This is a genomic window from Pseudobutyrivibrio sp. C4 (assembly GCF_900111635.1).
GTDB classification, from domain to species: Bacteria; Bacillota; Clostridia; order Lachnospirales; family Lachnospiraceae; genus Pseudobutyrivibrio; species Pseudobutyrivibrio ruminis.
On the sequence record NZ_FOHF01000006.1, the window covers coordinates 78810 to 98877 of the forward strand.

Genomic DNA, 20068 nt, shown 5'->3' on the forward strand with positions numbered 1-20068 from the left:
ACCTCTACCAACAAATCTATTGAGCCTGCCCCAAATCTCTTAATTCATATTCTGATTTTAATTCTAACCAATCTTTATAATCATCATTCAAATATGAATACCTATCGTCTTTTCGTCTATCTGGCACTCCCAATTCAGAAACAAGATATTCCGAAAAATGCTTTGTAACTTTTTCTGCACCTAAGGCATCAAAATGATTAATACTCCAAAAATCAGATGTATAATCCAATCCTATCTCATCTATATCTCCCGAAAAATCAGCAAATTTAAACCCTGATTTTTCAATCTGCTTTTTTATATAATTCTTTTTGCCAAATTCTGTAGAATTTCTAAAATAAACTGGAGCACAATAGAATACGACTTCAGCATCTATAGTATCTGCAGTTTCTATTAACTCATCCAAATAAAACTGCTCTCGCTCATTTAATGGTTGTTCACTTCCATCATCTATTGCTGTGTCCTCAAGAGAAAAGGCACCGCCTTGATTATGTTCTAGATAACCATAGCCATATGTTATGTCCTTTTCCGAATTATTAAAGTGATTATAATTCACATAATTTGTATGGTATCTATCGATATCAAAATAATAATACCAATATGATTCAAAATCACCTTTCATGTCGTCATTTATTTCTTTTACCAATTTGAACCTATCTAATGTATATTTTCTACTATCCAAATTGTACTTGATAAATAACTCATGATTATCATCATCCCAATCCTGATTACCTGCATAATGTGAATACAAGAACGGAGCAATATCCACCATAATCACCTGTGGTTTTTGTGTTCTTTCAATATCTACCAATGAATACTTCAACGAATTTTCAAATTGGACATTCGTACAATAATTATACGCCACGATACCATAATCATTCCAAGCTTCCATAGGCATAAATGCGGAAAATGTAACCGATGTTCCGCAAAAAACGACATCTACGCTATTATCTTTTAGACTATAGAATCCCATTAACTTTGTATAGCCTCTCACCATGTACGAATAGTGGATTACACTGAATAGTAATAGCACAACGCCTATTACTGCAATAATTAGATTTTTAATTCTTTTATGCATGCTATTACCACCTATCAAAACTGAAAATATATAAACTGCTGAGGATTATATGCAAGGCCATAACAACCATAAGTCAAAACAAAGATTGCTAACGCAATAACAATAACATATCTAAACCATACATCCTGGACAATTATCTTATCAACAACACTTACATTTTTATATTTTTCAAAATCTATTATTCCAAGTATTATTAATGCCACTGTAACACCTTGAACCATATTGACAGGGAATCCCCATGCAATTCTAATAGATTCATATTTCAGCCCTTCAAAATTATCAATATTAGTTATAAAATTGTTTATAATAAACTTAGCCTGTGACCATGATCCTGCTCTAAAAAACAGCCATGCAAAGTCAATTAAAACAAATGTAATGACTGTATCAAGTGCTTTTCTGCAAAAAAGTACAGTTCTTTTCTCATCTTTTCTTAAATGCTTCTTTATGATATCTCCAATTATTTGGTAAATGCCATTTATTATTCCCCATAGAATAAACGAAAATGCAGCTCCATGCCACAAGCCACTTACTGCAAATACAATAAATAAATTAATATACTTTCTTATTGTTCCTTTTTTATTTCCGCCTAATGGTATATATAAATAATCTCTAAACCATGTAGATAAAGAAATATGCCATCTTCTCCAAAATTCCCGAACTGATTTAGCCAAATATGGAGCCTCAAAATTGCTCATCAAATTAATTCCGAGTAAACATGCTGAACCTTTTGCGATTATAGAATATCCATAAAAATCACAATATATTTGAAATGCAAATGCAATTGTAGCAGTGACAATATACCATCCCGAATATGTAATAGTGTCGGAGTATACAGCGTCCACATACATTGCCAAATTATCTGCTATTACCATTTTAACCATCAGACCATAGAGGATGTAATATATTCCCCTTTGAATGTTTTCATACTTAAAACTACTATGTGTCTTTAGTTGTATTAATAGATTCTTGGAACGTTCAATTGGCCCCGCAACTAACTGAGGAAAGAAAGATACAAATAAGGCATAAGTGAAGAAATTTTTCTCACAAGCTATATCTCCACGATACACATCTATTAAATATCCCACTGCCTGAAGTGTAAAAAAAGAAATTCCAACAGGAAGAATTAAATCAAACCCTTGCATTGGTTGTTTTCCAATAATTACAAATATGTTATTAATCCATCTTATAACCATAGCGGAATACTTGAATATTCCAAGTATTCCGAGATTAATACATAAACATACTATCAAACAGGCTCTTCTTTTTAACTGACTAGCGTTACTTTCTGCTAATCTTGATATAATTAATGCACCTAAATATGTTACTGCAGTTGCTGAAAACAATAGTAGCGCATAGCGTGCATTCCAATTCATATAGAAATAATAACTTCCAACAAGAAGCCATAGATTTCTGATTGAAGTCTTTGGTATTAAATAGTAAACCAACACCATTACTGGCAGGTAAACCAAATAAGTTATTGAATTAAATAACATTTATGGTATATATCCCTTTCTAACACCTAGTATATACAGGTATTAACTGTCTATCTCCATATCTCAATATCACAATTGAAATAATGAGAAGGCTTTCTTATAGAATAAGGTGGATAATTCATTATAGATGCAAGTCCACCATAGTGCATTGCAGTAAATAATCCATCTGGATCTTTTGGTATCTTAACATCAATTCCGTGAAGCATACCATGTCCACCTTCTTCAAAGAATTCCTTTTTAAAGGTTCGTTCAATACATGTAATTGCACAAGAGTTCATAAAATATGAATCACACTTCTTGTTCCAGTTAGCACTTTGACTAAAGCATTCGTACATCCATATTAAAAACTGAAGTGGCAAAATGCTTCCTATAGCATGCAATGTCTTCATAAGCATCAGTATACCTTTAGAGACATATCCTTCGTATTCACTATAATCCTTAACACCTCTATGTCCCATACAAAGATTATATATTCCCTTCATACATCCCATGCAGAATGAATGTACCTTGGGATTTGGATGAGCATTGTCCATTACATATATATCTAAGAACATTCTATCCGCAACATCTGCAGTCGCTTTTCCTTGTACCTTTTTGAAGACCTTTGTTGGTAACTTGGATTTAAGATAGAATAGTCTAGGCATACAATCTAAAAACGCACCTCCGCCATAATCTTTATAATCTAGGAATTTGAATGTATCATTATCCCAACGTTTCTTGGCAATCTTTTTCAACTTATTATAGTCTGCGCGAGGCATAGCAATATCGATATCATCATCCCATGGGACCATATCCTGATGGCGCAACACACCTATTAATGACCCACAAATAATGTAGTAATGGAGCCCATATTCATCACAAACAGACTTAAACTCCTCTACTAGCTTATAAAGAATATTGTGAGCCTTTACAATATAATCTTGCTCATCATGCTCAACAACTCCAAAGTTTTCTAGAAGCGCTATTTCCTGACGATATACCATAGTTAAATAATGGAAATCACCATATTCATGTATAGTAGAAATAATGTTATCGTAATCTTTTGCACATATGATAACAACCGTATTATCTATAACTTCATCCCTAAGTTTCACTGGAGAATACACTATTAAATCACCAAATGTATTTCCCCACAAATCTGGATTACTATCGATAGCATATGCTACAGGGCAATCTGGATACTCTTGCAAAAACTTCTGAGCATATAATCCAGTTCCATATATAACTATTTTCTTTGTTGTAGTATGAATGTTATCTATTCCAAGTTCTAATGGGTCACCAGGCACTTTGCCTAAGCGCCTATCAGGAATAGCACTTATAAACTCTACTCCTTGCTCCATACAGTACTTCTTATCAGACTCAAATTCTTTTCCATAAGTTGAGCCATATAGACAAGCATCAAATTGTAACTCTTTATGCATCTCTGGATATCGTAAATGCGAATAGTCCAAAGTAACTACATCATCTATCCACTCTCTAGATAATAAAGAATCTGTTAATATATTCGAATTATATCCTCTAGCCTCTGTATATAAGCGTCCCATAATTAAATCATTTGGAATTCCTATAACAAATCGTTTACAAACTCTTGCAAAGTTCCTTATATATTCTAGCTGCTCATCACCTTTATCATCCATTATTGCCATGGCATATCCCATCTCGTATAGTTTCTGAACTGGTTGATCAACTCTTAATACTCTAATGAATTCCTCAGCTATACCGATTTCTTTCAGTTGTTGTAATATAGCTTCATAGTCCTTGACAGCGATAATAATTCTAACTCTATCTATATTTATTTTTGATAACACTTGTGGGTTCTTAATCTCGCATCCAAAATAACTATTGCCCCACTTACCGGAATTATTATCAACCATAAAAATTGGTTTACGATACTTTCCGTATACTTCCATATAATACGAAGCATACCTCCCCGTTCCAAATAATACTATGTTTCTATTATCACTATCTTCAAATATATTAAATAATTGCGACATTGTAATTATTTACTCCTTTCAATCTCAGCCCAAATAGCAGACTGATTTGCGTACAACATCCATTGTCTGTTGTACCAAAAAATGTAATAATCTTCAAAACCATTATCTTTAAGAATGGATTCAGCTCGTCTAGAATCACCCGAGCAAATAATAGCTCTATATGATTCTCTAGGTACTTTTAATTCTTCAAATTCATCCCAAGAGTATACTTTCATTCCCATTACAGATTCCATTTTTGATTCACCTGGCAATTGCACAAGGTATATAATGTTTACTCGCGACTGATAATACTCTAGACAACCTTTAAACACACTACCATCTCCGAATAGAATAATTGGTTCTGAAATAGTAGATGGATATTTTAGCCCTCCAAATCGCTTTTTATATACTTGGTATGGGACATTAACATCATAAAACCCATGGCGTTGTTTCCATTCGTTGAAGCCAGGTTTCTCAAGGTAGCCTTCGCCATAAGTACTTATCAAAACGTTGTTCCAACCTGCAGGAACATCTAATAATTGCCCCTCATAATTAAGACTGAATGTCTTTTTGAAATCCTTTTTATTGAAATATTTAGCTATATCTAACCTACCATTATAGTGGCAATATATAGCATACTTGCCAGATTCCTTTTGCCCTTCATTCATTTTTGCATAAAGTAAATCTACAAGCTTTTTCTTATCGAACAGCTTTCCAACATATTTATAGGATTTCCATTTCAACATTGGCATATCTCGGAACTGCCTGAAATATCCATATGATTTAGCAAACAACAGCCTTTGCAGAAATCTAATTATTCTTTTCTTACATTTTTCCTTAAAACTATTAGCAAAAACATTGTCCAACGGAAAAATATCTATTCCAATACCTTCACAGACATCTACAAACTCATTTTGAGGATGAATTGCAGTAGTTGATTTATTGCGAAGTTTTAAATATCCACCATAAAAACAATTGTCGTTATATGGTGTCTGTAAAAAATAATCCCCAGAAAACTCAGCTCTTAATGCTGCAAGCTTATCAAAGTCTTCTCTAGGCATAGCAACATCCACGTCATCATCTCCTGGAATCATCCCTCCGTCTCTCATGATTCCGAGTAGTGTACCATAAATTGGATATACCCTAAGCGAATGCTCCTTACAAAAACATAACAACTCAGACAGTAAATCTATCTCTACCTTTTTCACATTGTCGATTAAAGCGATATCCTGATCAAATACTTCTCCACCACCAAGTGGTAGCCAGTTATTCTTAACCCATTCGCTATCGACAAGCTTGTTACGATTTGATTCAATCTGTACTGGCAAAATGTTTTGAGGTTCAAATGAATTCCGACTTGATTCGATGAATAAATAGCCTGTTCCCAATGGGTCAATACTGTTTTGATATACAAAGCCATTTTTATATAGTATACGCTTTAAATCATATGCCTTGTCTCCTCGAGCCATAACAATAAGTTTTGCCTCTTTAGATAGATGCGCATTAGCAATTTTTAACAAATTATCTACTTCATAAGAATTATTCCAGTCATAATCCCAATTGTCTTCAAGATATACTATTACGCAGTTATATGAAGTCAGCTGGCTAAAATCGTTTACACCATAGGTATAGACATTCAAATTATTTCTTTGAGAATAGCGGAATTTAATAGCCTCTGCATACTCACCAGCATCTACTAATACATCAACTTTATTAGCCTTATCGCAGACTGCACCGATAATAGCCCCAAAGTCATCTCCTAAAACCAATACTTTACTATCATCAATAAAGAAATACCAATCTAAAGAATTCCTTCTAACGCAAGAAAGATTCCAGAAAAATCTTTCTCTGGAATCATATCTTAAATAGTCGTCGTAATACTCGCCTTTATTTGTTTTTATAACATTTATTAATGTTATGTTTTGTTGTGGTATTTTCAATTATTGTCTCCTCATTCAATCATTTTGGTGATACCTATAAAAGTTAATACGAATAGATTTAATGTGTTCTATTAAATCATACATAAAAAGGAGGTGTTCATATGTACACTTATACTCGTTATAACAAAGAATTCATAAAAATTTATTTGATTTTAATCCTAACGACAAAACTCAAGCTGCTCTTTATATAGAATACTGCGTAGGCCTACAAACTTTGTTTCTTTGGATTACGTAATACTCTACCATCGAGAATGATTATGACCAAATACTAGCTACTAAACAGATTTCTATACTTCATCAGCTTAACGCTCAACTTGAAACAGAAAATGTGATCTAAAAGAAGCGATTACCCTCCCCTCACTCTGGCAACGATTATATTCTGTCCGAGCGCATCTTAACAAGCTTGTTATCTTAAAACTAAAGGTTCTCCTTATGTTAACCCTTGCTATGAACGTATATTAAGCAAATGAAAAATGAAAATAAAAACTCGGTTGTCAAGGCTCCACCCCTGTAAAAGACTTATATCTTTTTTATTTTGTATATAGATACAACCCAAAGTAACCACATTCTTCGTTAGGTCATTTGACTCCTATTAACATAAAAAAATCATTTAAAACTAGATGGCAATAACCTGACTTCCTAGATTTTCCCCAATCAAATTGAATCTACTAACTTTATTGTATTCCAGTTTTATTATTTACAATACCTTTTGCGTGTTTGAAAATAAAAATCTTTCATGCAAACTACAATTGCTGACTTAAATTGTACTCCTCAAGGACTTCACTTGTTGGTCCAATCTTCATAAACTGTCCGTCATTTATCCATAGAACTCTATCACAGAACTTATCTAAAGTATTCGTAGCGTGAGAAACGATTAAAACTGTTCTATCTGAACACATCAATTCTTCCATTTTTGCAAATGATTTTTGTCTAAAATGCTCATCACCAACAGATAGCACCTCATCAACTAGCATAATATCAGTATCAAGAATTGCTGTTACTGAAAATGATAATTTCGAATACATACCTGAAGAGTAAGTTCTAACTGGTCGGTCTATAAAGTCTCCAAGCTCAGAGAATTCAATAATCTCATCCATGCGTTCTTTAACATAATCATAAGAGCAACCAAGTAACATACCTGACTTTAATATATTTTCTCTACCTGTATTGTTTCCATTGAATCCAATCCCAATTGCCATTAATGATACCCTGTTTCCATGCGTATCAATATTCCCTTCATCAGGTTGGAAAATACCCGCAATTGATCTAAGTAATGTGGTTTTCCCAGAACCATTTCTACCTACAATTCCAACGATTTCACCTTGTTTTACCTCAAATGAAACATCATTAACTGCGCGAACAATCGTACTTCGAGGCACACCACCTCTTCGAATACTTTTCGCTAGCGACATATGCGAAATATCTCTATAATCAATACTCACATGATTACATGTTAACGCAATTTTATTACTCATATTAAATCACCTTTACATAGCTATTCTCGTGTTTAAATACAATATGTATACCAATGTAACTTATCATTAATGCTAACACAATCCACACGCATACTAATGGTACATTGGAAATTGTCCGATACAGAAGCGCATTCCTCATACTATCAATAAAAACTGTACACGGATTTAAGCAAAGCATGACACTGTTTAATGGAGCAGTTAATGCTGTGACAACATCAAAAAAGATACCTGTCAAAAACATTGCCATTTGCAAAAGAATACTTACCGCATAGCTCAAATCATCTACAAAAACTCCAAAATGCAAAAGAACCATTCCAACACCAAATGAGAGAATTAGCATCAATACATACGCTGGAATACAATAAAGAATCTCGATTCCTATATGAACTTTAAAAATCAGTAGCATAACTACTAATACTACGCACGAAAAAAGTAGCTTGATAAAATTTAGTACCATATTGGTCAGCAGTAAAACATACTTTGGGACATAGATCTTTGTTACTATGTCTCTATTAAATCTTACGCATTTTACGCTGTAATTAATAATATGATTGAAATAATTCCACATTAAGAGTGCAGAAAAAATAAAAGTTGCATAATTCTGAATAGAGTTACCCATTACTTTTCCAAAAACAACCACGTAGACTAACATGTTAAAGAATGGTTCTAGAATCCACCAAAGCCTATTCAAATATGAATTTGCAACTTCTGCATTTAAATCAGATTTTGCAGCAAATAAAATATATTCCTTATATATTCTTATATCCTTAAAGAACCGCGTGATTTCATTAATTGGGCCATGATTATCCAAACCACTTTCATCAAACTTTTCTTCAAGTGCATTTAGTATTATCCACAAAAATAAAGCAACACATAACCCACACTCAGCTGTGAATAATCGTTCAAGCAAAGCTGTTTTAGATAACTTCTGCATTTTTTCCACGACAGCAGAATTAAATATTATCTGATTATCCTGCACTTCCATATAAATCTCCAATTCACCCGAAGAAATCTTATCAACTGAAATCGACTTCAGTCCACGATGGAATCGCACTTCTCGAACACTTTTTTCTCCTATTCCTGGCATAATCATAGTAAGGCTATCAATTTTAGAAAGGTCTTCCACAGAAACCGTCAATTCACTAACCTCTACACCTGTATCTACAACTAATGTGACCGGTTGATTCTTCACCGGAAATAATGCACAAACAGCCACAAAGAGGATAAAACACGCACTAATAATCCATTTAGAAATATGAAATACACTCTTTTTCATTTCTAATTACAATAACTTCCTTTCAATCAGTTGTTTTATTTTAGTAGAGCTCGTTTGAGTAGTATACGATAAAAACTCTAAGTGAGCCCCATGTGCCTCGAGCCATTCCTTTTGCTGAAGCCACCATGTGTTATTCTCATAATCACTTCCACAGAACTGAACATCAAAATGAAACTTCTGAAACGCTTCGATTATTCCACCATACTCATACGGTGTAACAAAAACCTCATCCACATATTTACATGATTTTACACACTCGACACGCTCATCTAACGGAATAAATGGTTCTCTCTTTTTTTGATTTCTCACATACTCATCAGTTGCCACAGCAACAATCAAATAGTCACAGTATTCCTTTGCACGTCTAAACATATTAATATGTCCGATATGGTACAAATCAAACACACCTGAAACATATCCCACATGATATTTTCTTTTTCCAAATGCGCTCTTTTCAATCTTTACATTCTGCCTTCCATTATAAATCCTATGCGCATCATATATTCCAATATTGTTTTTTCCTAAATGTAAGAGTTGAGGGACAATATCAACATAGCTTTTAGTGCAAACAATTATTCTCACGTTGTTAGGTAGTTTATTCAACTCTGCAGAACAAATAATCGGAACTCCGTGAAATACTTGTCCCACATTCTCTGTATTATTATCAAATACCGCTTGAATCTGATATTCATTCCCATAAAATGCCATGAATTTATCAGCCCATACACCAGTCCCCCACAAATATACAACTTCTTTGGAATCAAATTCAAAACAGTCCTGCATTAATGTTTCAAATAGCTGTGTTCTATAGCAATCATCAAAAATACGTTGTCGATTTTTTAATACTTCACTTGAGAAAATCTGATGTTTTTCATCCATTTCAATAACATTTTGATTATCTCTTATTCCAAGTACAAAGTCGCGCTCTAAACTATATAGATCATCAAGCAAATCTAACATTTCATATCTTTTAAACAGTTCTTCTCTTTTTACCAGTACTTGTTCTTCATCTACAGCATCATAAACAATCATTATTGAGCGAAGTAGCATCATAAGTGCTGGCACACTCTCTTCCACATATTCCTGATCAAAGAAAACATATCTATGACCATCCCAAAAACTATTTAGCGGCACCAAATCTAAGAATCCTTTTTCTAAAATAGGTCCCAATTCCCCCTGCCGTTCAATAATTGACGACTTTAATATTGCGTTATAATACTCATCAAAAGCCCTAAGAAAAGCCTCCGAGTCACTAAGTAATAGCCCTTGTAGATACACATTCGCGAGTTTGTATTGCATATGTGGCATTATAAGTTTTCCACCTTCAATTTTTGCGTCAACAACAGCTAGTCCTCTCTGCTTAAGATATTCAAGATTATCCCGAAGGCCATAGATATTACTTATTCCACACTCATAATACGCCTTTTTTTCCACATAGTCTGAATGAATAATTGTAATTGTCGACCGTTCTAATCCTCTATCCAAAGCTAGAGTTGCCATTTCAATATCAGAATGCTCTCCGTTTACACTACATTCTACAAAAAATGAGTTTGCAAATTGATGAATCACTCCATTCTTACTCATTTTTTCACACAGAAGACTCTCATCCTCATAAATATCTACAACGGAATCATACCAAGGAATATATCGATTTCTCATGTTCTCAGTCAACGCATAATTCTCAGAAAAAATAAGTTGTGGTCGCTGATAGTTTGGAAAAACAGAATAAAATTTAAACGAATTCAACCCTAGTTCTTCAAGAAGTGATGCAAATTCTTCGTGGCTATAATTGTATCCTTCCTTTTTTTGTCCACAGAAGTATCGCACCCCCAAATCATTATTAAATATAAAAATTACTCTTCCATCACTGCTCAATTTAGATTTTATTGAGCAAAACGTACTTTTATATTCATTACAACTTAACCCACCATAATAAATTACATAGTCATATTTTTTCTGATGGTCACACTCGCAAAAGAAATCCTCAATACTACTCGGAGCATTAATAAACAATATGTTTGCATTCTGTTTAAATTTGTACCAGCAAACTATTCCTTGCCCCATTTTTTCCTGATAATCTAACATATTCTTATCCTATCCTAAAACTATCCCATTACTCCGCATTAAAAATTTTTAATATATTATGCTTGAAAATATTTAGACTAAAATTATTTTTGTAAACAAGATATCCTTTTTTTGCTACGTCTAAAAGTACCGTTTTATTCGTAATAATGTATTCCATTTTTTCACACAAAGATTCAACATTGGGATTACATACAAAACCATCTACATTGTCTGTAATCAAATCTGCTGTTCCGGTATGTGTAGATACAATACATGGACGATAATTCATCATAGCTTCGGTCACTACTACTGGCATAGGGTCATCTAACGATGAACATACAAGAACATCTATTTTTTTGTATAATTCGAACAGTTCCTCTTGTGCCACTGTATCAATCCACTTGATATTTGAATACTTATTTGCAATTCTTTTACTTTTCTCTACATAATCTGGATATAGCTTACAGTCACCAATGATCCAAAACTCAGCCGCCTCTCTCAATTCTGGATTCATTCTACTAATTGCTTCTACAAAGTTTTCTTGCCCTTTACGTTCTTGAACAACGCCTACATTAGCAAAAATAATTCTATTATCGTGTAAAACATACCTATCTGCCAATTTTTCAATTTCATTTGGAATACCATAGAGTAATTCACTACACTCGATATTCTGGGTATGTGAAAGAAATTGTTTTTTAGCCCAATTACCAACGCAAAAGACTCTCGTATTCTCTCCAACATAATTAGGTATAGCAGAATATGCTAAATCATAAACTGCACTACTCTCATGTATCCACCAAATTATTTCTATATCTGATAAATGCATTTTTTCAACAATCTTACCAAATACTAATGTATTAACAAAAAGGTAATCATAGGATTCAAAAGTTCGAATTAAAAAATCGTTACTATCAACAATGGATGAATCAATAGCAACAGAAATACCAGCATCTAAATACTTTTCCCTCAGAGGCCCATCGATTGGAGCATATACACATACTTCAAATCCTTGTTCATGCAATATCTTCAAAGCATAATAGAAAACAATTGGCGCTCCCGTTAACGTAAGTTCATGTGATAATGCAACTACTTTCTTTCCATTTGATTTATTCCTTTTACGTGTAGTATAAAAAAAACTTGTAATGCCTTCTATATAAACAGGCGCCTTATTAATAAACTCCTCGAATCCTATTATCTTATCAGACTCAATTCCAAGATTCATAAGTTGCTTTGTCATTGTAACAGAATACAATGTGCTCATTACAACCACAAAATCATAATTATATTTCTGAATATCTACGGGGCTTATCACCTTCACCCCTTCATAAACTGTTCCGTGCTTATTGCTATTATTATCAGCAAATGCAACAATTTCTACATTACAAAATCTCTTTTTATTATTTTGGAAATATTTCCCTATTCCAAATACTATAACCTTCATATCAAATCTCCCTAGATTACCAAATAGTTATAAAACCCTTTCTCTTCAAGATAATTTTCTATAACTATTTTTAATTCTTCCGATGCAGATATAAGTACTAATGTATCCTTAGTTATCTGTTCAAGATCATCTAAAGTTGTTAAATAACTTAAGATAGATATCTCATTTTCCTCAAAGATTTTTTTTGTTGTATCTAACTTATCTCCACACACACATATATCTTCAATACCATTTAAATACCTATACCTCGGTAGATCAGTAGCCGACCACATCTGTGTAACAGAATGATTCATTTCTATACTATGGCAATAACCTTGTAAATCAAATATAACCTTGTGTATATCAATCCATTCTTCATCTGCCCAATATTGTTTTTGAAGCCAACCATTGATACACTCTTCCAAAAATTCCTCGTGCACTCTAAAAATAAACTTTATCTTACTTGAATAATTAATTCTCTGGAAATTCCATTTATAACTAATATACTTTGCTTTTTCATATACTGGAAGAAAATATTCAAATCCTCTTTCAAACAAGAATTTACGGATTTCCTGGAACTCACCACATATTGCAAAAATATTTGAATTAATATTACTAGATGAATTCTCATAATCCTGCCTATACATTACAATTGGAATATTTACCAGCATCACCCTTTTAGCACATGCCCATACTTTAAACGCAAAAGAAGTATCTTGATATGCAGCACCTTTTGTTGGAAGAAAAGATATATTATTTGAAAAAAGAAAATCCCTTCGATATAATCCAGCCCATAACGAAGGGGCTGTAAAAAACATTGTATCATTCGGTTCTAGTATCTCGTTATATCGATGCCCTCTAAAATTCTCACAGTACTCCTTAGTGTTCGTTTTCGAATAATAAAGATAATAATTTCCCTTGATTACCTCTAAACTATTCTTTTCTGCAACACTAAAAAGACGCTCAACGGAACCATCAACAAGAATGTCGTCACTCTCTAGGATTAATATATACTTTCCTCGTGCTCTCTCTATACCTTGATTCAAACTATCGCCATATCCTGTATTCTTTTTGTCTAAAACTAGAAATCTTGAATCTTTACATGCATACTCACGTATTATTTCTAATGATGAATCCGTAGAACCATCATTTATACAAATAATCTCCATTCGAGATATAGCAATACTACATGCACTATCTAAGCACTCTCTCAAATGTTTTTCAGCATTATAAACAGGGATTAAAACTGTCAATACCAAATCAGTTACCATTTCTTTTGCCCCATCGGGCAATTCTTTTATCATGCTCATTACATGAGCCCTTTCTTTTATAGAAGCTAGTTCTGAATTAATTCTCAGTTCAATGCTATGAAACACGCTCTTATCATCAACTAGACTCCAATACTTTTGAATCACAAACAGTTCTGCTGCAATTCTTTTCTCGCCACTAACTTTATTTACTCCATCTACTGACGGAAAAACATCAATAAGAGGTTCTGCCACATATCCCACTTTAAATCTATGCGCTATTCTAAGCGCCAATTCCCAATCCTCCTTCGTACAGAGCTGTTCTTCAAATCCACCCACCTCATCTAAAACCGATTTCTTAATCACCATAGTGGGCGTACCTACTTTGTTAGTAGATAATAATGTATCAAAAAAGCAATTATGATTAAATTTTTCTTCAACAGGATATACTTGTTCCGTATCATGGAACAGCATCTGAGAAAAAACCATCCCATATTCAGGATTAACATCAAAAAGTTTAAGCTGAGTCTCAAGCTTCAGTTTTTTCCATGAATCGTCACTATCATTAAATGCAATATATTCTCCACGAGATTCCTTTATACCAATATTTCTTGCATATGATACACCGTTATTTTTAGGTAGCTTAATATAACGCACACGGCTATCATTAATCATTCTTACTCTATCTTCCGTATCATCCGATGATCCATCATCAACGACAATCACTTCAAAGCAATCATACGTTTGGTTAAGTATACTATTAATAGAACGTATAATAGTATTTGCACGATTATAAGTTGGAATTATTACTGATACTAACTTTTTATCCATCTCTTTTCCTATTGATTCCTTACAAAAATTATACTTATATCATTTTATGATAATATGCTTCTACAAAGCGCTCCATTTTAAACTGTTCAAATAATAGTTTAGTATTCGCCTTATACTCTGCATACTTTTCTTTATCAAAATACATTGATTTTATAGCGTCTGCCAATTCTCTAACATCTGGTTTGCCATTCTTTAATTCTAGTAACACGCCGGCTTTTTTTTCTGAAATAATCATATTCTTAATATCTCCTATATCAGTAGAAATTACCGGAACCCCATATGCCAAATACTCAATAATAGTATTAGGCAAAGTCTCAGAAGCAAAATATGTAGGTAGCAACCCTATTTCAAAATTTTTAACCCATCCAATCCATTCAGAAGGTTTCTTTAAATCATCAATAAAGTGAACAAACTCATTTGCAGCATACTTAGCTTTTAGCTCATCAATAAACGGACCATTTCCCACCAGCACTAGCTCTAGTTCAGGTATAATTTCTTTAACGCTAATTGTCGCTATTATTGCCTCTTCAAAGCCTTTTTCTCTTATTCCTCTTGCAACAAGTCCTACAACAAATGGTTCTTTAGTTGTAGTCAATTCATTCATTTTCTTTTGAGGCACGTTTTGCAATTCATATCCGTAATATACTCGTGAAATCTTGCTTTCATCAATGTAAACATGGTTGAAAATTTCACGATTTTTTTCTGAACCTATAATAATATTGTCTGCTCTCTTTAGTATTAATTTGTATAAACATTCAAACTCACAATCCACATCAAGATTGTTAATAAGCATTTCATAGCAACCATGCATACATAATAAATATTTCACATGATTAAATGGCAATAACGATAATGCTTTATATGTTATTTTATCTGCCCACCAAATATGACTATTTACAATATCAATATCATGTTTCTTTATAAAGTAAGCCAAGTTTTCTGGAGTCCCTTCACTTTCCAAAACTGTGACACCAGGCATAATCATCTTCTCAATCCGTTTTTCAGCTAAATAAGGACGAGCATTATATAAAAACACCTGATGATATCTACACATATAATTGGCCAATCGAATAATAAGTGTCTGTCCACCGCCCATTTCAAAATCAGGAATTACAAACAAAATTCTTTTTCTTGGTACATTTTGAGCAAACGTAAACTGAGATATACATTTTTTTGTCTGTTCCAACACTTCCCCAGCTTTTTTTGCCACAGTTTCATTACTTTGCCAACTTTCACCATAAAGGCGCTCATATTCGTCAAGAACATGTTGTACAAAAACATCTCTTATTCTCTCAGGAATGATATATTTTGTTGCCAAATACTCTTTTATATCTAACTGTTCAAGGATAAAGTCTATATTGCGCTCTTCTCGATTTATAATGCTCATACTATGCCGACGGTGATAATTCTGTACCTTGGCTGAAAAAGCTATTTTTCCTGTCCCTAGTGCATATATATACGCGAACCAATCACCACACATCTTATATTTTGGCAAGAATTCATCTATGCCATCAAATGCACTTTTTCTAAATACGACACCGCTTGCATTCGGAATGGTATTCATAATTGCTAAATAAGAAAGTATTTCATGCTTGCCATCATTAACATAATCTTTAGTCCATTTTATTTCATCCAACTGCTTTGTATAATCCGTATAAATGAAACCACTGTGTATACCATTCTCATCAATTACTTCTGACTGCACGTACGACAAAGAAACCTCTTCATCCAAAAAGGCCGGTATGCTTGTTTCTAAGAACGACAATTCACACATATCATCAGCTTCAGCAATCCAAACTAACTCATTTTTTGATAATCTAATACCTTTTAGCCACTGTGAAAAACATCCAGCATTCTTTGCATTCGGAATAATACGATATGGGACGTCATACTTCTGTAGCTCATTTTCAGCAACCTTTAAACTATCATCCGTTGAACAATCATCCAAGAACAGAATTTCGCTTGGTTTATGTGTCTGACATGCAATTTCATATATTCGCTGTGGAAGATAATGAGAATAATTGTAATTAGGAATAATTACACTTACTTTAAGTCCACTCGATAATAATTCATCATTATTTCCAGTTGCTTCCTTCACATCTAAATCTGTAATTCGGCAAAAATCAGCATAAGAAAGAATCTTATCTTCCGCTACAAATAGCTCTCTTAATTGTTTATAAACATCGCTTACATCCTTAAGCATAAGAACAATATAATCGAATTGTAGTTTGTCAATGCATTCTGGAGAATATACTTTAAGGCCTTCAAAAAGTATATTCTGTTTCTCTTGATCGTTGTCAACAAAACCAATTATTTCCGTTTTTTTAAAACAGGCCTCCGTCTTCCTATTCTGATAGAAACGCCCTGTGCCAAAAACTAATACTTTCATCTTATAATCCATCCTTATTATTTATTTCCCAATAAAGCCTTCACTTCATCTATGTGTATCCCAATTCCATCACGAACATCAACAAGTGTTTTCTGGTATATCGACTTAATCTTGTTATTATCTAGAACAGAGTACTTAACATCAACAGATCGTTTTTCTACATATTGTACAGAAAGTGCACCTAAATACTGACTTGCATATGCGATGATTTTATTCTGCGAACTACCTATCCCAGAACTAATATTAAAAACCGTTTCGTCGCCTTCATAATAGCATAATGAGCGCAACATACCACAAACATCGCTTATATGAATATAGTCACGTATATTTTCTCCATCGCCCCAAACTGTAATTACATTTCCTTTTATCCCATTTCTCACAACTGCATCTATAAATCCAACCCCACTGGTATAATCCTGACCGAGTCCATATGGATTTGAAATTCTAGCGATATAGGCTTGTAAACCATTCTGCATCACAAAAGTGCGAATTATATTTTCAATACATAGCTTTAAATTTCCATAATGATTAATTGGTGACGTTATTGAACATTCTTTGATAGGTTTATCATAAGCATCACCATACACCGTACCTCCTGATGATAAAAAAATCATTTTTTTGTTATATTTATTCACTAGCTCACACAGTAGAACACTCTGGAAAAGTTCTTCTTTATAACCCAATAAATACCTTTCACTAGAATTTGTTGGCGAAAGTAAACTTATACCATGTATAATTACATCTGCTTTTTGGACAACCATTTCCAGCGTATTATAATCAAAAAAATCTCCTTGTATATATTCTACATTCGGAATTAATACTCTAGGATTCTTTAAATCAAAGCTCAAAACCTTTTCAGTTGTTGCAAGATATTCCACAAGATTTTGTCCTATAAAACCACTTCCACCTAAAATTAATACTCTCATTTATTCCATCCTTTTAACTAAATTATCAATAACTGTTTCCGTGCCACCGCGCAAAAAACAATCTATATAGTACTAAGATACTATGTTCATCTATATGCGTTCTAGAAAAACACTAACGCATCTATTTACAATATATGCAATTGAGGCGGCAACAAGGCTATTGTCCTATTATATCCCATATCTTTGAATCTTTCTATGTCACTTTTTTACCACTAAAAAGTAATTATAATTCGCATTTAATCTAAGAGATTACACAGTGCAACATTCAAATTACTATAAAATACAGGCAAAGAGAACTTATCTCTATATATTTCGTATCCTTTTTTGCCAATTTTTTCTATTTCTTCTTTATCCATTTTCATAATAGCAGTAATCTTATTGGCAACCAATCTCGGATTAGGTTCAACTAAAAAGCCATTTACACCATCAGTAATATATTCAGAGGAACCTGTTTGGGTTGATACAATACAAGGAATTCCCTTCGAAAATGCTTCAGTAATCACAACTGGCATCGGATCCTCCCTTGACGTACAAACTAGAATGTCAATTTTTTCATAAATATCATTAATATCATGATGATTCATTTCATCTAACATAATTACTTCTGAAAAATCTTCAGCCCTTTTTTTTATCATGTCTGCATAATTACGTTCAACTAAGGTAGAACCTACTATATATACTTCCATACTTCTCCTTTCCTCTGGAGAAATATAGCTCAATGCATCAAGTAAAATATCTTGTCCCTTTCGCTTTTGAATAGCCCCAACCATGGCTAGGCGTACCTTTCCGTCCTTAATTATCATTCTATTTGATTCTTCGTTTGGAATGCCATATAACAAAGACTTACAATTTCCATGATAGTAATGTCTATACGTATTGCAGGCAACGCGCCCTACCCCATATACACTTATATTCCTAAACGCATTTTTCTCTCTTGCATCAATTTTCTCCACATTATATATATCCTCACCTTCATGAAGCCACCAAATTGTGGGAATAGACAAACTATCTAAACATTCTACTAATCGGTGTAGTGTAACTGTATTTACCATGCAACAATCAAAATATTCTAAAAATCGATTGAGCCATATATTCCCAACGATAATTGAATCATCTATAAAAACAGTGATTCCCTGTTTTGTATACCTTTCGCGCAATTTCCCGTCAAATGCGGACAAAACAAAAACATCATATCCCATCTTTTTCATATTAACCGCAGCATAAAACAAAACAATTGGCGCCCCTGTTAATGAAAGATCATGTGATACTAGTAACACCTTCTTTCCGCTACCATTTTGCTGATTATCTGCCCCATAGTATATCTTCATGCAACACTGTTTTTCTCCCATTTGTTGCATAAGAGATACGAATTCATTGTATGATAGAATTTTCTCCTTTGGACACCCTAATTGTAATAATTGTTTTGTTATTTCATCTAGGAAACGATCTGTCATAATAACAACCACATCATACTTATACTCACATATAAACTCTGGTGCCAAAACATTTAATTCAGCCAATGCATCACCAGCATAATTATTATCTAGATAACAAACAACATCTACCCCATCAAATACCGTTTTCCTTTTTCTATAAAAACCACCTACACCAAAAACTACTACTCGCATTTTAGTTACCTTTATCCCTCTATAAACCATCTTAATACAGCTATTTTCAAACATTTTATAATAGCTATTACAAATCACAATACACGCAAGTCAAAAACCGTAGAAAAGCTTTTTTCTTTACATACAATACTATTCAACTTATACCCATTACACTCATAGAATCCATTAGCATGCAGTGAGCCTTCTAGATTATAACACATTTCAATATCATCCATCTTATGGAAATATACCACCTGCTTCTTCCACAATTCATTGCATATAAGCAGTATCCTATTCCATTTTGGAGTTATGACAAGAATATGCTTCTACATAGTCATTAGCGGCCTAGTAT

At 33.2% G+C, this 20068-nt stretch carries 12 protein-coding genes; all 12 read right to left on the reverse strand.

The annotated features are described in order from the left end of the window. Window positions 1–16: 16 nt before the first annotated feature. Window positions 17–970: a hypothetical protein gene (locus BMY66_RS10295; protein WP_143064530.1), complete on the reverse strand. Its 954-nt coding sequence runs from the start codon at window positions 968–970 to the stop codon at window positions 17–19. A 119-nt stretch (window positions 971–1089) separates the two neighbouring features. Further along, window positions 1090–2568 (reverse strand): MBOAT family O-acyltransferase, encoded by a 1479-nt coding sequence (locus BMY66_RS10300; protein ID WP_090395090.1) that lies wholly within the window; start codon window positions 2566–2568, stop codon window positions 1090–1092. Window positions 2569–2618: 50 nt separating this feature from the next. Then, the gene (locus BMY66_RS10305) at window positions 2619–4562 is read right to left on the reverse strand and encodes a LicD family protein (protein ID WP_090395091.1); all 1944 of its coding nucleotides are present in this window, start codon (window positions 4560–4562) and stop codon (window positions 2619–2621) included. 5 nt (window positions 4563–4567) lie between these two features. After that, window positions 4568–6481 (reverse strand): LicD family protein, encoded by a 1914-nt coding sequence (locus BMY66_RS10310; RefSeq protein WP_090395092.1) that lies wholly within the window; start codon window positions 6479–6481, stop codon window positions 4568–4570. 743 nt (window positions 6482–7224) lie between these two features. Then, window positions 7225–7893, reverse strand: a complete 669-nt coding sequence (locus BMY66_RS10315) for an ABC transporter ATP-binding protein (RefSeq protein WP_242942709.1) — start codon at window positions 7891–7893, stop codon at window positions 7225–7227. 64 nt (window positions 7894–7957) lie between these two features. After that, the gene (locus BMY66_RS10320) at window positions 7958–9232 is read right to left on the reverse strand and encodes an ABC transporter permease (protein ID WP_090395094.1); all 1275 of its coding nucleotides are present in this window, start codon (window positions 9230–9232) and stop codon (window positions 7958–7960) included. A gap of 6 nt (window positions 9233–9238) precedes the next feature. Further along, complete coding sequence (locus tag BMY66_RS10325) at window positions 9239–11317, reverse strand: adenylyltransferase/cytidyltransferase family protein (RefSeq protein ID WP_090395095.1); 2079 nt, start codon at window positions 11315–11317, stop codon at window positions 9239–9241. Window positions 11318–11345: 28 nt separating this feature from the next. Continuing rightward, a complete protein-coding gene (locus BMY66_RS10330) occupies window positions 11346–12737 on the reverse strand; it encodes a glycosyltransferase family 4 protein (protein ID WP_090395096.1) in 1392 nt (463 codons plus the stop codon). An 11-nt stretch (window positions 12738–12748) separates the two neighbouring features. Next, complete coding sequence (locus BMY66_RS10335; protein WP_090395097.1) at window positions 12749–14794, reverse strand: glycosyltransferase family 2 protein; 2046 nt, start codon at window positions 14792–14794, stop codon at window positions 12749–12751. Between the two features lie 34 nt (window positions 14795–14828). Beyond that, window positions 14829–17183 carry a glycosyltransferase gene (locus BMY66_RS10340; protein WP_177175649.1) on the reverse strand — a complete coding sequence of 785 codons (2355 nt, stop codon included), beginning with the start codon at window positions 17181–17183 and terminating at the stop codon, window positions 14829–14831. 17 nt (window positions 17184–17200) lie between these two features. After that, window positions 17201–18109: an NAD-dependent epimerase/dehydratase family protein gene (locus tag BMY66_RS10345; protein WP_090395099.1), complete on the reverse strand. Its 909-nt coding sequence runs from the start codon at window positions 18107–18109 to the stop codon at window positions 17201–17203. A 236-nt stretch (window positions 18110–18345) separates the two neighbouring features. After that, window positions 18346–19791 (reverse strand): glycosyltransferase family 4 protein, encoded by a 1446-nt coding sequence (locus BMY66_RS10350; protein ID WP_090395100.1) that lies wholly within the window; start codon window positions 19789–19791, stop codon window positions 18346–18348. Window positions 19792–20068: the final 277 nt, after the last annotated feature.

Bases quoted from the DNA above. Each gene is read 5' to 3' on its own strand.
- BMY66_RS10340 (WP_177175649.1), bottom strand. From the start codon at position 17,183: ATGAAAGTATTAGTTTTTGGCACAGGGCGTTTCTATCAGAATAGGAAG.
- BMY66_RS10320 (WP_090395094.1), bottom strand. From the start codon at position 9,232: ATGAAAAAGAGTGTATTTCATATTTCTAAATGGATTATTAGTGCGTGT.
- BMY66_RS10315 (WP_242942709.1), bottom strand. From the start codon at position 7,893: ATGTCGCTAGCGAAAAGTATTCGAAGAGGTGGTGTGCCTCGAAGTACG.
- BMY66_RS10335 (WP_090395097.1), bottom strand. From the start codon at position 14,794: ATGGATAAAAAGTTAGTATCAGTAATAATTCCAACTTATAATCGTGCA.
- BMY66_RS10345 (WP_090395099.1), bottom strand. From the start codon at position 18,109: ATGAGAGTATTAATTTTAGGTGGAAGTGGTTTTATAGGACAAAATCTT.
- BMY66_RS10300 (WP_090395090.1), bottom strand. From the start codon at position 2,568: ATGTTATTTAATTCAATAACTTATTTGGTTTACCTGCCAGTAATGGTG.
- BMY66_RS10325 (WP_090395095.1), bottom strand. From the start codon at position 11,317: ATGTTAGATTATCAGGAAAAAATGGGGCAAGGAATAGTTTGCTGGTAC.
- BMY66_RS10295 (WP_143064530.1), bottom strand. From the start codon at position 970: ATGGGATTCTATAGTCTAAAAGATAATAGCGTAGATGTCGTTTTTTGC.
- BMY66_RS10350 (WP_090395100.1), bottom strand. From the start codon at position 19,791: ATGTTTGAAAATAGCTGTATTAAGATGGTTTATAGAGGGATAAAGGTA.
- BMY66_RS10305 (WP_090395091.1), bottom strand. From the start codon at position 4,562: ATGTCGCAATTATTTAATATATTTGAAGATAGTGATAATAGAAACATA.
- BMY66_RS10330 (WP_090395096.1), bottom strand. From the start codon at position 12,737: ATGAAGGTTATAGTATTTGGAATAGGGAAATATTTCCAAAATAATAAA.